This is a genomic window from Ruegeria marina, assembly GCF_900101475.1.
GTDB classification, from domain to species: Bacteria; Pseudomonadota; Alphaproteobacteria; order Rhodobacterales; family Rhodobacteraceae; genus Ruegeria_B; species Ruegeria_B marina.
The window spans coordinates 1-13,140 of record NZ_FMZV01000007.1 but is presented as its reverse complement, the minus strand read 5'-3'; the positions used below and the strand labels follow the sequence as shown (position 1 = coordinate 13,140).

At 65.0% G+C, this 13,140-nt stretch carries 12 protein-coding genes; 5 read left to right on the top strand and 7 right to left on the bottom strand.

Annotated elements, in window-relative coordinates; translation table 11 throughout:
* Window positions 1–6: 6 nt before the first annotated feature.
* Complete coding sequence (locus tag BLT75_RS11220) at window positions 7–2,151, top strand: 3-hydroxyacyl-CoA dehydrogenase NAD-binding domain-containing protein (protein WP_093031228.1); 2,145 nt, start codon at window positions 7–9, stop codon at window positions 2,149–2,151.
* A 76-nt stretch (window positions 2,152–2,227) separates the two neighbouring features.
* Here the strand turns inward: BLT75_RS11220 and BLT75_RS11215 are convergent, their stop codons facing one another.
* Window positions 2,228–3,919 carry a thiamine pyrophosphate-binding protein gene (locus tag BLT75_RS11215; RefSeq protein WP_093031225.1) on the bottom strand — a complete coding sequence of 564 codons (1,692 nt, stop codon included), beginning with the start codon at window positions 3,917–3,919 and terminating at the stop codon, window positions 2,228–2,230.
* A gap of 104 nt (window positions 3,920–4,023) precedes the next feature.
* Between BLT75_RS11215 and BLT75_RS11210 the strand changes: the two genes are divergently transcribed.
* Together BLT75_RS11210 and BLT75_RS11205 are read left to right on the top strand one after the other, a co-directional pair.
* Window positions 4,024–4,713, top strand: coding sequence for a GntR family transcriptional regulator (locus BLT75_RS11210; RefSeq protein ID WP_093031222.1), 690 nt, complete (start codon window positions 4,024–4,026; stop codon window positions 4,711–4,713).
* A gap of 7 nt (window positions 4,714–4,720) precedes the next feature.
* On the top strand, window positions 4,721–5,461 hold the full coding sequence (locus BLT75_RS11205) for an aspartate/glutamate racemase family protein (RefSeq protein ID WP_093031218.1): 741 nt from the start codon (window positions 4,721–4,723) through the stop codon (window positions 5,459–5,461).
* A gap of 151 nt (window positions 5,462–5,612) precedes the next feature.
* On the opposite strand, the gene BLT75_RS11200 is transcribed toward BLT75_RS11205, so the two are convergent.
* The 6 genes from BLT75_RS11200 to BLT75_RS11175 form a co-directional block, all read right to left on the bottom strand.
* Window positions 5,613–5,858, bottom strand: a complete 246-nt coding sequence (locus BLT75_RS11200) for a MoaD/ThiS family protein (RefSeq protein ID WP_093031215.1) — start codon at window positions 5,856–5,858, stop codon at window positions 5,613–5,615.
* On the bottom strand, window positions 5,851–8,112 hold the full coding sequence (locus BLT75_RS11195) for a xanthine dehydrogenase family protein molybdopterin-binding subunit (RefSeq protein WP_093031212.1): 2,262 nt from the start codon (window positions 8,110–8,112) through the stop codon (window positions 5,851–5,853). The genes BLT75_RS11200 and BLT75_RS11195 overlap by 8 nt, the downstream gene beginning before the upstream one ends.
* Complete coding sequence (locus tag BLT75_RS11190; protein WP_093031209.1) at window positions 8,112–8,591, bottom strand: (2Fe-2S)-binding protein; 480 nt, start codon at window positions 8,589–8,591, stop codon at window positions 8,112–8,114. Before BLT75_RS11190 ends, BLT75_RS11195 begins: the two co-directional genes overlap by 1 nt.
* The gene (locus tag BLT75_RS11185; RefSeq protein ID WP_093031206.1) at window positions 8,588–9,469 is read right to left on the bottom strand and encodes an FAD binding domain-containing protein; all 882 of its coding nucleotides are present in this window, start codon (window positions 9,467–9,469) and stop codon (window positions 8,588–8,590) included. Before BLT75_RS11185 ends, BLT75_RS11190 begins: the two co-directional genes overlap by 4 nt.
* A gap of 183 nt (window positions 9,470–9,652) precedes the next feature.
* On the bottom strand, window positions 9,653–10,489 hold the full coding sequence (locus BLT75_RS11180) for a tryptophan 2,3-dioxygenase (RefSeq protein ID WP_093031203.1): 837 nt from the start codon (window positions 10,487–10,489) through the stop codon (window positions 9,653–9,655).
* A 3-nt stretch (window positions 10,490–10,492) separates the two neighbouring features.
* A complete protein-coding gene (locus tag BLT75_RS11175) occupies window positions 10,493–11,269 on the bottom strand; it encodes an alpha/beta hydrolase (RefSeq protein ID WP_093031200.1) in 777 nt (258 codons plus the stop codon).
* A 273-nt stretch (window positions 11,270–11,542) separates the two neighbouring features.
* Here BLT75_RS11175 and BLT75_RS11170 point away from each other — a divergent pair, with 273 nt between their 5' ends.
* Both BLT75_RS11170 and BLT75_RS11165 read left to right on the top strand, forming a co-directional pair.
* A complete protein-coding gene (locus BLT75_RS11170; protein WP_093031197.1) occupies window positions 11,543–12,343 on the top strand; it encodes an enoyl-CoA hydratase family protein in 801 nt (266 codons plus the stop codon).
* 108 nt (window positions 12,344–12,451) lie between these two features.
* On the top strand, window positions 12,452–13,140 hold a 689-nt coding region (locus BLT75_RS11165), incomplete at its 3' end, for an acyl-CoA dehydrogenase family protein (protein WP_176827948.1).

The window sequence follows — 13,140 nt, the reverse complement described above, 5'->3', positions numbered from 1 at the left end:
GGCAGAATGGGTGAGTTTCACTACGACAAGGATGCCGACGGCATCGTCACCGTGACCATGGACATGGACGGGCCGGTCAACGCGATGAATGCCGAGTTCTGGCCGCTCTTTGCCGGAACCATGGACCGGATCGAGGCCGAACCGGACCTGAAAGGCGTGATCTGGACCTCGGCCAAGGACACGTTCTTTGCCGGCGGCGATCTGAAGATGCTGAAAAGCATCGAGCCTGACGGGGTCGAGGCGTTGTTTGAATCGGTCGAGGCGACCAAGGCCGTGATGCGCCGGATGGAGAAACAGCCCGTGCCCCATGTCGCCGCGATCAACGGCGCCGCACTTGGGGGCGGGTTCGAGATCTGTCTGGCCTGCAACCACCGCATCGCCGCCGACAACCCAAAAACCAGGATCGGCCTGCCCGAGGTCACACTGGGCCTGTTGCCCGGTGGGGGCGGCGTCGTCCGCCTGACCTGGATGCTGGGGCTGGAAGGTGCGATGCCCTTTCTGCTCGAAGGACGGCAGGTCTCGCCCGAAAAGGCACTCAAGGCCGGACTGATCCATCAGGTGGTCCCCGCCGACCAGTTGTTGACACGCGCCCGCGATTATATCCTTTCGGTGCAGGGGGATGCGGCGGCGGCGACCCAGCCCTGGGATACCAAGGGCTACAAGATCCCCGGCGGCCCCTCGACCGCACCGCATAACATGACCCGCATCGCGGGCGCTGCCGCGATGCTCTACAAGAAGACGCGCGGGCTGATGCCTGCGCCCGCGCGCATCCTCGACATCATGACCGAGGCGGCGGGCAAGGTCGATTTCGACACCGCCACCCGATACGAAAGCCGCCGGTTCGTGTCGCTGATCCCTCTGGCCAGCACCAAGAACATGATCGAGACGCTGTTCTTCGGCATGAACAAGGTCAACGGCGGGGCCAGCCGGCCCAAGGGTGTTCCGCCCTCCAGGGTACAGCGTCTGGGCATACTGGGCGCGGGCATGATGGGCCAGGGCATCGCGTTTTCCGCCGCCATGTCCGGGTTGCCCGTGGTGCTCAAGGACCGGACGATGGAGGCGGCGGAACGCGGCAAGGCCTATACCGCCGGTCTCTTGGACAAGCGAGGCAAGCAGGGCCGGATGAGCGCCGAGGAGCGTGAGGCGGTGCTGGCGCTGATCACCCCCACCGACCAGACCGAGGCCCTGAAAGGCTGTGACCTGATCATCGAGGCGGTGTTCGAAAAGATCGACATAAAGGATGCGGTGCTGGCCGAGCACGAGGCGCTGCTCGCTGAAAACGGCATCTGGGGTTCCAACACATCGACCCTGCCGATCACCCGGCTGGCCAGTGGCGCGGCGCGGCCGGAAAACTTCGTGGGCCTGCATTTCTTCTCGCCCGTGGACAAGATGCCGCTGCTGGAAATCATCGCCGGTGAAAAGACCTCCGACGAGACGCTGGCGCGCGCCTTCGACTTTGCCCGCCAGATCGGCAAGACTCCGATCATCGTCGGTGACAGCACCGGCTTCTATACATCGCGCACCATCGGCACCAAGATCATCGAAGCGGTGGAACTGGTGACCGAGGGCCATGACCCGGTGCGCATCGACAACCTGTCGCGCCTGACCGGCATGCCCACCGGCATGTTGACGCTGCTGGACGAGGTGCAGATCAAGCTGGTGACCGACATCTACGACACCCAGGTCGAAATGGGCCTCTTGGACCCCGAGAAGGAACAGAACCCCGCCGCCCGCGCCATGCTGGCCGAGATGATCAGCCAGCACGGCCGCCACGGCCGCGCCACCGGCAAGGGGTTCTACGACTACGACACGCAGGGCAAGACGATCTGGCCCGGCCTTGCCGCCTGGCGCAGGGAGGGGGCCGATATCCCGGACGAGGATATCAAGGACCGCATCCTGTTCCGGGCCGTGCTGGAAAGCCTGCGCTGCCTGGAGGAAGGCGTTCTCCGCACGGTCGAGGACGGCAATGTCGGTTCGATCCTTGGGATCGGAGCCCCGGTCCATACTGGTGGCTACATCCAGTACGTCAACACCTATGGCCCGGCCCGGTTCCTGGCCCGGTGCGAGGAACTGGCAGGCAAGTATGGAGCACGCTTTGCCCCGCCGAATATCCTCAAGACGCATGTGGCCGCAGGCCGGGCCTTCGCCTGAGACCAGGGGGCGCGGGAGGCTGGCCTGCGCTCGCCCAGCCCCGCAGGTCAGATGTTCGCGGGTCCGGGCTTCCGCCTTAGCCCATCCAGCGGCGGACGGGGGCGTTGCTTTCCTCAAGCGGCTGGGTGATCACGTCAACCAGCGTCGGCCCGTCGTGGGCGATGGCCTCGGCCAGCACCCGTTCCAGATCGGCGGGATCCTCGACCCGCCAGGATTTCACCCCAAAGGCCGCCGCAATGGCTGCGTTGTCGGTGCGGTTGAAATCGACATTGTAATAGCGCGACTCCTTGTCGGCGAACTGGCTGGCCTTGATCCAGCCGAATGTCGCGTTCGAGAAAACCACATAGGTGATCGGCGCTCGCGATCTGCAGACGGTCTCCAGTTCGCCCATGGTGAACCCGAACGATCCGTCGCCCATCAGCGCCACCGTCTTGGAGGAGGGCCGCCCGTACCAGGCCCCCAGGGCCGCCGACAGCGAATATCCCAGCGCCCCATGCGCCCGGTTGGTGATGAAATACCGCCCCGGCCGCGGCAACTGGTAATAGGCTGAGAAATAGGGGCAGCTGGTGCCGGGATCGGACACGACCGTCGCATCTTCGGGCAGGGTGTTCATCAATGCGCGGATCACCCGCTCGGGCCGGATCGGCGCCTGATCGGAGCGTGCCAGTGTCTCGAACGCTTCGAACTTGCGCCGTTTCCTGTCGGCAATCGCCGCCGCGCCGCCAAAGGTTTCTGCCCCCTGCCCACGCGCGTCCAGCACCGCGTTCACCTGGGCCAGCGCCAACCGCAGATCGCCCACCACCGCGACCTCGGTGCGGTAATTGGCGTTCATCACCATCGGGTCATTGTCGAAATGCACGATGCGGGTGCCGGGCCCCGGCGCCTCCCAACGGGCGGTTGTCGTCGATCCTGCCCGGCAGCCCATGAACACCACCAGATCGGCGGCTTCCATCATCTCCCATGTCTCGTCGGTGCCGCCGTTCGACCCGACCACGCCCAGACAGTTGGGATGGGTCTCGGCCAGCGACCCCTGCCCCGAGATCGAGGTGGCCACCGGAATATCGAGCCGGGTGGCGAACTGTTCCAGCTCCTCCCAGGCCTGCGCGATCACCACGCCGCCGCCGCAGACGATGAGCGGGTTTTTCGCCGACAGGATCGCCTCGACCGCGGCCTCGGCTGCGCCCGGCGCGGGGGCCTGCGGATAGGCCGGATAGCTGGCGGTCGCCGGATCGGCCCAGATATCGGCCACATCCACCGGGTCGTATTGCACGTCATAGGGCAAGCCGATATGCGCCGCCCCCGACCGGCCCGTGGTCATCGCGCGGAACGCCGCCCGCACCATGCGCGGGATGTGGTCGGCCCGGCTGATCACCGTGTTCCACTTGGTCAAGGGGGCCATCAGCGCCTTCTGGTCCACCTCGGTCAGCGGGTACTTGCCGTAGGAGGCGACCGAGATATCGGTGGTAATCCCCAGCACGGCATAGGAGCTTTCCGAGGCCTCGATCAGACCTGGCAGGATATAGGTGGCGCCGCCGCCCGATGGCCCCTCGGCCACGCCGACACGGCCGGTGACGCGCGCATAGCCATCCGCCATATAGGTCGCGCAACGCTCGTCGCGGGTCAGCACATGCATGATCTGATGATCGAGCCGTAGCATCGCATCGTAGAACGGCAGCGTGGTATCGCCGCAAAGGCCAAAGATATGCCGCACGCCCTGCGCCTCCAACATCCGCACCATCGCCTCGGCGCCGTTCATCCGGTTGCTCATCGAATCCTCCACACAATACTGCGTTCATAACTGTATACAGATTTGCATCACATCTTGCGCACAAGTCAATCCCGCAATATCCTGCGCCAAAATCAGGGGCAGAGATGGCCAGAACCGAAAGCAACGTTGACCGGCTTTATGATGCGCTTCGGCGCATGGCGACGGATTTTTCCTTCAAACCGGACGCGCGCATCAACGAAAGCGCGCTGGCCAGCCAGCTCGACGCCTCGCGCACCCCGATCCGCGAGGCATTGAACCGGCTGGTAGCCGAAGGGTTCCTGACCTTCCACTCGGGTCGCGGTTTCTTCTGCCGCTCGCTCTCGCCGGAACTGGTGATGGATCTTTACGAGGCCCGAGTCGCGGTCGAGGTCGAGGCGGTGCGGCTGGCGGCCTGCCGCGGCGATGAACGTGACATCGCGATCCTGATGCAGGAACTTGAGGAAATCGCACCCGACTACACCTCCGGGGCGGATACCGAGGCGCTGCTGGCGATGGACGAGCGGTTTCATACCCGGCTCTGCGCGCTCTCCGGCAATGCCGAGCTGGCACGCATGCTGGCCAATCTCAACGACCGTATCCGCTATCTGCGCCTGATCGACCTGCGCCGGCTGCAGGCCATCGGACTGCACGGTCAGACCATGGTGTCAGCCCATCAGCGCATCCTGGATGCGGTGGCCCGGCGCGATGCCGACCAAGCCATGGCCGAGATGCGCGCCCATATCGAACGCCGCCGCGAAGGCGCCACTCAGGCGGTGCGCGACGCCTACGCACAGTTGTACGTTCCAGAACGTTGAGGGCATTATGTCAGTACAAAACGGAGGAAAGACGGTCTTCGGGGCCGCGGTCGGCATCCTGATGCTGGAAACCCGCTTTCCACGAATCCACGGCGACATGGGTAACGCGATGACATGGCCCTTCCCGGTCCATTACCGTGTGGTGCGCGGCGCCTCGCCGGACCGTGTGGTGCGCGGCGACCCGCGCGCGCTGCTCGACGCGTTCATCGAGGCCGGGCGCGATCTGGTGGCGACCGGGGCCGACGGGATCACCACCAATTGCGGCTTCCTGGCCCTGGTGCAGGACGAATTGCGCAGCGCGCTCGGGGTACCGGTCGCGACCTCGTCGCTCATGCAAGTGCCCATGGTGCAAGCTCTTTTGCCGCCGGGCAAGAAGACCGTGATCCTGACCATTTCCAAGGCGACGCTGACACCGGCGCATCTCGCTGCGGCCGGCGCGCCCCTCGATACCCCTGTCTTCGGCACCGATGCCGGCCGCGTGTTCACCCGCGACATCCTGGGCGACGCGCCCTCGATCGATTTCGCCGCCTGCCGCCAGGATCTGCTGGATGCAGCGGACGAGATCCTGGCTCAGGAGCCTGATACCGGGGCCATCGTCCTGGAATGTACAAACATGGTTCCCTACGCCGCCGACATCCGCAAACGCACCGGCCTTCCGGTCTATTCGATCCATTCGATGATCCAATGGTTCCAGGCGGGACTCATGCCCCGCAAATTCACCCTCGACCTGGACGACCCGCGCGCCTGAGACCACAAATCCGGCAACCCTGTTGCAGCTTCTTTCTGGTGCCCAAATACTCCGGAGCGCGAGGCAGAGCCTCGCATGGAAACCGCCGCGCAGCGGCGCACGGCCCAACGCCCGCAGGTGCCCCGGCAGGGGCGGCGAGGGGGGCGGGAGCCTATCCGCCCCGGATCCGTTGCATCAGATAGACTTCGGCGCCGTCCGGGATCGGTTCCGTCAGGCCCGAAGCGATGACACGACCATTGATCGTGACCGACACGCCCGCGTCGATGGGCGCTTGCAGCTGCGGATACGCGCGCACCAGCGCGTGCAGCATCTCGCCGGTGTCAGTGGCTTCCACCTCCACCACCTCCAGCCCGCCGGTCAGCGCCCTGAGGCCGGACCAGAGATGAACCTCAACCATGGGCCTTGAGCGCGGACAGGATGCGCGGCGGCGACATCGGCAGGTTGCGCATGCGCACACCGGCGGCAGCCGAAACTGCGTTGGCGATAGCCGCCAGCGGCGGGCAGATCGAGGTTTCACCCACCCCGCGCACACCGAAGGGATGTCCCGGATTGGGCACCTCGACAATCACCGTATCGATCATCGGCAGGTCCGAGGCGACCGGAATACGGTAGTCAAGGAAGACGCTGTTCTGCAGCCGACCGTCCTCTCCATAGATGTATTCCTCGTTCAGCGCCCAGCCGATGCCCTGCGCAGCGCCACCCTGGAACTGGCCTTCGACATAGGTCGGATGGATCGCCTTGCCCGCGTCCTGGATCACGGTATAGCGCACAACCCGTGTCTTGCCGGTCTCCGGATCGACCTCGGCATCGACGATATGGGTGGCAAAGCTGACACCGGCCCCTTCGGGCGTCGCTTCGAAATGGCCCGAGATCGGCCCGCCGGTGCGGCCCATATCGGCAGTGATATCGGCCAGCGGCAGCGGGTCGAAGTCTCCGGCGTTGGGGCCCGAGGGCACCGCGCAGCCGTTTTCCCATTTCACCGCGTCCACCGGGATGCCCCATTTCTTGGCCGCGCGCTCGCACAGTTTCTCGACCGCGTGACGCGCGGCCTTGATGGTGGCCAGCCCGCTAGCATAGGTCACCCGGCTACCGTGGCTGACATCGTTGTAGCCAAGCGTTGCCGTATCGGCGATGGTCACGCGGATGTTGTCATAGGGAATGCCCAGTACCTCGGCCGCCATCAGCGCCATCGAGGCGCGGCTACCGCCGATATCGGGTGTGCCCACCATGACCTGCGCAGAGCCATCCTCGCTCAGCGCCAGCGAAACCGAGGTTTCGCCGCCGTGGTTGAACCAGAAACCGCAGGAGATCCCCCGCCCCTGTCCCGGTTTTAGCGGTGCCGAGAGATGCGGATGCGCCTTGGCGGCTTCCAGCGTCTCCACCAGCCCGATCCGTTGAAAGCGCGGACCATAGCTCGCCTTGGTGCCCTCGCGCGATGCGTTCTTGAGCCGCACCTCGATCGGATCAAGACCAAGCTGGTTGCACAGCTCGTCGATCACCGATTCCACGGCAAAGGCAGCCATCGGCGAACCCGGCGCGCGATAGGCCGCCTGTTTCGGGCGGTTGGTCATCACGTCATAGCCGACCTGCCGCACATTTGTCAGGTTGTAGGGGGCAAAGGCGCACATGGCGGTGTATTCCGCCGGACCGCCGGGAAAGGCACCGCCCTGCAGGCGGAAAATGCCCTCGGCCGCGGTGATGGTGCCATCCTTTTTCATCCCGATCTTGATGTCCATCGAGGCAGAAGCGGTCGGCCCGGTGGCGCGGAACACCTCGGACCGGCTCATCACCAGTTTCACCGGCTTGTTTGCCTTGCGCGACAGGGCCAGCGCCACCGGCTCGATGAACACGGTCGTCTTGCCGCCGAACCCGCCACCGATCTCGGAGGCGGTGACCCGCAGGTTCGCGGTTTCGATCCCCAGAAGCGCGGCGCAGGTTTTCTGAACGATCCAGTGGCCCTGGGTGCAGCACCACAGCTCGCCCTTGCCATCCATGCCCAGCGTGGCAAGGCAGGCATGCGGTTCGATGTAGCCCTGGTGGGTCGCCTCGGTGGTGAAATGATCCTCGATCACCAGATCAGCCTCGGCAAATCCCGCCGCCACATCGCCATGACCGCTTTCGTGCATGCGGACCACGTTCGGGTGCATTCCCTCGGGCACCGAATAATCCGTCGCGCCTTCGCGGATCACCGGCGCGTCGGCCTGCATCGCCTTGTCCACGTCGGTGACATGGGGCAGCACCTCGTATTCCACCTCGATCAGCTTCAGCGCATCACGCGCCGCAAGCGCCGAGGTGGCGGCAACAGCGGCCACCGCATGTCCATCGTAGAGGGCCTTGTCACCGGCCATGACGTTTTCCAGCACGTTCCAGAACTCGCCTTCCAGACCCGGTGCAAAGGGTACTTGGTCCGAGAAATCGGCGCGGGTGACTACCGCCTTCACATCCTTCAGCGCCTCGGCACGTGACGTGTCGATGCGCAGGATGCGCGCATGGGCGTGCGGGCTGCGCAGGATTGCGCCATGCAGCATGCCGGGCGCGTGGGCATCGGCGCCAAATTTCGCGCGGCCGGTCACCTTGTCCAGCCCGTCGGGCCGGTTCGGGCGGGTGCCCACAAAGGCGAAATCCTTGGTCTTGAGATCGTCGAGCGCCATTATACCGCCTCCCTCATGTCCCTGGCCGTGTCCATCACGGCGCGGATGATCTTGTCATACCCGGTGCAGCGGCACAGGTTCCCGGCCAGCCAGAAGCGAACCTCTTCCTCGGTCGGGTCGGGATTCTGTTCCAGCAGCGCCTTTGCCGCGACCAGGATGCCGGGTGTGCAGATGCCGCATTGCAGGGCCGCATAATCGATGAATTTCTGTTGCAACGGGTGCAGGACATCGCCGTCGGCAATGCCCTCGACGGTACCGATCTCCTTGCCCTCGGCCTCGACCCCCAGCACAAGACAGGAGCAGACCAGCCGCCCGTCAAGCGTCACCGAACAGGCGCCACAATCGCCGGTGCCGCAGCCTTCCTTGGCGCCGGTCAGACTGAGCTTGTCACGCAGGCAATCGAGCAGGGTTTCGCGCGGGTCGCAGAGATATTCGACCGCATCGCCATTGACGGTGGTGGATACGTGAATCTTGCTCATCCGTGATGTCCCTTGATGATTTCGCCCTTGGCCCGGGCATAGGCGATGCGCGCCACGCGCCTGGCCAACACGCCGGCCACCTGGGTGCGGAATTCGATCGTCCCGCGCTTGTCGTTGATCGGCTTGCAGGCGGCCGATGCGGCGGCGGCCAGCCGATCCAGAGCGGCGTCATCCAGCGTGGAGCCGACAATCGCGGCGGCGGCGTCCTCGACCAGCAGAACGGTCGGCGCGACCGCGCCGAGCGATACGCGCGCCTCGGAGATCGTATCGCCATCCAGGCGCAGATTCACGGCACATCCGACCACCGCAATATCCATCTCGCTGCGCGGAATGAACCGCAGATAGGCATCGCCCGCATGCTCGCCCCGCGCCGGTATATGCAGGGCCGAAACAACCTCGCCCTTGGCCAGAGAGGTCCGGCCGGGTCCGGTCGGAATGGAGCCGACCGGCACCTTGCGCTCTCCGTTCGGGCCAGTGACGGTTGCCGTGACACCCGCGGCCACCATGGCCGGCACGGAATCGGCGGCGGGCGAGCCGTTGCAAAGGTTTCCCGTCAGCGTGGCGCGGCCCTGCACCTGGGTCGAGCCCACAAGGTTCATCGCCTCGACCACGCCGGGCCAGTCGGCAACCAGGGCCGCATGTTCGCCCATCTCTGCGCCGGATACTGCGACACCCAGGGTCCAGCTGCCATCCGCGTTTCGCGTTATGTCGCGGGTCCCCGGAATTTTCTTGATGTCGATCAGCGTATCGGGAGTGACGATATCGGCCCGCAACTGCACCAGAACATCCGTTCCCCCCGCCAGAAACCGGGTGGTCCCAGTGGCGGCGGCGGCCAATTGCGACGCCTCGGCGAAACTGGCCGGGCTATGATACTGCATGTTTCTACCTCTTGCCTGTTGGGCCTGAGCCATTGGCTCGTGGCGACGTTAGACCACCAAATCGGCCTCGTCCATGTCTGGATCGACCAGAAAGTTACCCCTTCCGTGTCGCCTTTGAACAAGTCGAAGCGCCAATTTCTGCCAGACGAAGAAGATTCGTCGAGTTTTCTCGTGGCTATTCGTTCAGAGTTCGGTCCGGAGATGCCAGAGTTCGGGGAAGAGTTCGACTTCGAGCATCCGGCGCAAATACTGCACACCCGAGGTTCCGCCGGTTCCCCTCTTGAAGCCGATGACACGTTCAACCGTTGTCACGTGGTTGAAGCGCCAGCGGCGGAAGTAATCTTCGAGATCGACCAGTTTTTCGGCCAACTCGTAAAGGTCCCAGAACCTGGCCGGGTTCTCGTAAACCATTTTCCATGCGCGCTGGATGTCGGCATCGGCGCTGTGCGGGTTGTCCATCCGAAAAGCCTGGGATGGAAACGATACGCCTGTGGCTGCCGACAGAGCACCCAGAGAAACGTGATAAAGCGAAGGCCGCTGCAACTCGTCCGCCAGCATCGCATGCAGTTCGGGCCTGTGTTCGTGAACCTTCATCAAGGAAACGTTCCGGTTGCCAAGAACATATTCGATCAACCGGTACTGATGCGACTGGAACCCCGACGAATTTCCGAGGGCATTGCGGAACGTGGTATAGTCGCTGGGCGTCATCGTCCGCAGCACGTCCCATGCTGAATTGAGCTGATCAAAGATCCGCGCGACCCTTGCAAGCATCTTGAAGGCAGGGCGAAAATCGCCACCCGCGCTCAAAACTTTGCGCGCGGCGCCAAGTTCGTGCAGCACCAGCCGCATCCACAATTCGCTGGTCTGGTGCTGGATGATGAACAGCAATTCGTCATGCGCATCGGATTGCGGGTGATGCGTCGCCAGCAGCTCGTCCATGTGCAGATAGTCGCCATAGCTCATGTCACTGGCATAGGACATCTTTGCGCCGTCCCGGCTGGGATCATAGGCTTTGGACATGGATCAATCCCTAAGAAGTTCACACAGCAGCGCCGAGCCGGGGCGTCCCAGTTCCTCGACGACCGAGAAATGCTCGTGACCCGGCGCGAAGACATTGGGCACATTCCAGGTCTCGGCCAGCAGGCGCGTCTGGCGCAGCAGTTCCGGGCGTTCGTTGGCGCCCACCCAGCATGTCACCGATAAGCCAGGGCGGCGCGGCAGCCGAGCCGGACTTTGCGCCTCTGCCTCTGCCGCATCCAGGCACAGAACCTCGTTCATCCGGGTCTCAAGCAAGGGACGCAGATCGTGAATGCCGCTGATCGACACCACGCGATCAAGGCGACCGGGCAGCGGTCCGTCCGCGCACGCCATACGCGCAACCAGATGCCCGCCGGCGGAATGGCCCGCCAGTCGCACCGGACCAGCAACGTGGCGCGCAGCCTCTTGCGTCGCTGCGCGAACTTCCTCGACCATGCGGGTCAATCGCGCTTCGGGCGCCAAAGTGTACGAGGGGATCGCCAGCGCCCAGCCGTCCGCCACAGTCCCGGCGGCGAGATGCGACCAGTAGCTCTTGTCGAATTTCTGCCAATACCCGCCGTGCACGAAGACGACGAGACCCTTTGCAGTCTCGCCCGGACGGAAGAGATCGAAACTGTTCCGCGGATTGTCTCCATAGGGGATGTCGAGTTCACCCCCAAACTCCGCCCGCCAGTCGGCCGCCCGCGCGGCCCAGAGCGATGCAAGCCTGCCCGAGCCCGGGACATAGCTGGAGTTGTCGAATGCATCGTCCCAGTCAATCATCGCAGGCCCTCTTCGATCCGCTGCCAGCCTAGGATGTGTTCCGATGTATTTCAAGTCTGAAAGTTTATGCTTGAAATACTTGTGCCACCGCATATCCTGACCGCACCGTGCGCGGCCCTCGGTCACGCTCGGGTGGAAAAATATGACAGTGTCGCCCGGAGGCATTGGATCTGACGAAGGGAAGCGGCGTCGGCGAGCTTCTTGGAGCGCTGGGGCGTGAGGAGGCTGCGGCGATGACGGATCATTTGACACGCATTCTGAAGGAGGGTCGCGATGCGGTTTGAGCCCGAACATTTTCTGTGCCGGATCGAGGAGGGGGTGGCGACGGTTTCGCTGGACCGGCCCGAGCGCAAGAACCCGCTGACCTTCGCCAGCTATGCCGAGTTGCGCGACTGGTTCCGGGCGCTGCAGTACGAGGATGATGTCCGGGCGGTGATCTTTGCGCCCAACGGGGGCAATTTCAGCTCGGGCGGGGATGTGCATGACATCATCGGGCCGCTGACGCGGATGAACATGAAGGAGCTGCTGGCCTTTACCCGGATGACGGGGGACCTGGTCAAGGCGATGGTGGGCTGCGGCAAGCCGGTGATCGCGGCGGTTGACGGGGTCTGCGCGGGGGCCGGGGCGATCATCGCGATGGCCTCGGACCTGCGGATCGCGACGCCGGAGGCGAAGGTGGCCTTCCTGTTCAACCGGGTGGGGCTGGCGGGCTGCGACATGGGCGCCTGCGCGATGCTGCCGCGGATCGTCGGTCAGGGGCGGGCGGCGGAACTGCTCTATCTGGGCCGGTCGCTGGGCGCCGAGGAGGGGCTGTCCTGGGGGTTCTTCAACCGGGTGGTGCCGCAGGCGGAACTGCTGGCGCAGGCCGGGGAGATGGCGGGCCGGATCGCGGCGGGGCCGGCCTTTGCCAACATGATGACCAAGACGATGCTGGCGCAGGAATGGTCGATGTCGCTTGAGCAGGCGATCGAGGCCGAGGCGCAGGCACAGGCGATCTGCATGCAGGGCCAGGATTTCCACCGGGCCTATCATGCGTTCGTGGCGCGCGAGACGCCGGTGTTCATGGGCGACTGAGGCCGGGCCGGGGCGCTGCCCGTCGCCATTGTCGCTCGGACCGATGGCGCACCGATGGCAGCCCGGAGTATTTGGGACCAGAAAGAAGCAGGGGCGGGGAGGAGAGAGATGGCGGACCGGAGTTTCCTGAGCTGGCCGTTTTTCGAGGAGGGCCATCGCGCCCGCGCCGCCGGGCTGGAGGCCTGGTGCGCCGGGCTGCGGGTGGATCACGGCGATGTGGACGCGGCCTGCCGCAGGCTGGTGGCGGAGCTGGGCGCGGGCGGCTGGTTGCAGGCCACGGGCGCGGCGGCGGGCGAGCGGCTGGATGTGCGCAGCCTGTGCCTGAGCCGCGAGATCCTGGCGCGCCATGACGGGCTGGCGGATTTCGCCTTTGCCATGCAGGGGCTGGGGACCGGGGCGATCTCGCTTTTCGGGACGCCGGCGCAGCAGGCCGAGTGGCTGCCGCTGACGCGCAGCGGCCGGGCGATTGCCGCCTTTGCGCTGACCGAGCCGCAATCGGGCTCGGACGTGGCCAATTCCACCATGACCGCCACGGTCGATGGCGACGGGTATGTGCTGAACGGCGAGAAGACCTGGATCTCGAACGGGGGGATCGCCGATGTCTACACGCTGTTTGCGCGCACCGGCGAGGGGCCGGGGGCGAAAGGGCTGAGCGCTTTCGTGCTGCCGGCGGGGCTGCCGGGGTTCGAGGTGGCCGAGCGGCTGGAGGTGATGGCGCCGCATCCGCTGGCGCGGCTGAGGTTTTCGGATGTGCGGGTGCCGCGCGCGGCGCTGCTGGGCGCGCCAGGGGCGGGGTT

Bases quoted from the DNA above. Each gene is read 5' to 3' on its own strand.
- BLT75_RS11185 (WP_093031206.1), bottom strand. From the start codon at position 9,469: ATGCAGTATCATAGCCCGGCCAGTTTCGCCGAGGCGTCGCAATTGGCC.
- BLT75_RS11195 (WP_093031212.1), bottom strand. From the start codon at position 8,112: ATGGCGCTCGACGATCTCAAGACCAAGGATTTCGCCTTTGTGGGCACC.
- BLT75_RS11215 (WP_093031225.1), bottom strand. From the start codon at position 3,919: ATGAGCAACCGGATGAACGGCGCCGAGGCGATGGTGCGGATGTTGGAG.
- BLT75_RS11180 (WP_093031203.1), bottom strand. From the start codon at position 10,489: ATGTCCAAAGCCTATGATCCCAGCCGGGACGGCGCAAAGATGTCCTAT.
- BLT75_RS11200 (WP_093031215.1), bottom strand. From the start codon at position 5,858: ATGGTTGAGGTTCATCTCTGGTCCGGCCTCAGGGCGCTGACCGGCGGG.
- BLT75_RS11170 (WP_093031197.1), top strand. From the start codon at position 11,543: ATGCGGTTTGAGCCCGAACATTTTCTGTGCCGGATCGAGGAGGGGGTG.
- BLT75_RS11175 (WP_093031200.1), bottom strand. From the start codon at position 11,269: ATGATTGACTGGGACGATGCATTCGACAACTCCAGCTATGTCCCGGGC.
- BLT75_RS11210 (WP_093031222.1), top strand. From the start codon at position 4,024: ATGGCCAGAACCGAAAGCAACGTTGACCGGCTTTATGATGCGCTTCGG.
- BLT75_RS11205 (WP_093031218.1), top strand. From the start codon at position 4,721: ATGTCAGTACAAAACGGAGGAAAGACGGTCTTCGGGGCCGCGGTCGGC.
- BLT75_RS11220 (WP_093031228.1), top strand. From the start codon at position 7: ATGGGTGAGTTTCACTACGACAAGGATGCCGACGGCATCGTCACCGTG.
- BLT75_RS11190 (WP_093031209.1), bottom strand. From the start codon at position 8,591: ATGAGCAAGATTCACGTATCCACCACCGTCAATGGCGATGCGGTCGAA.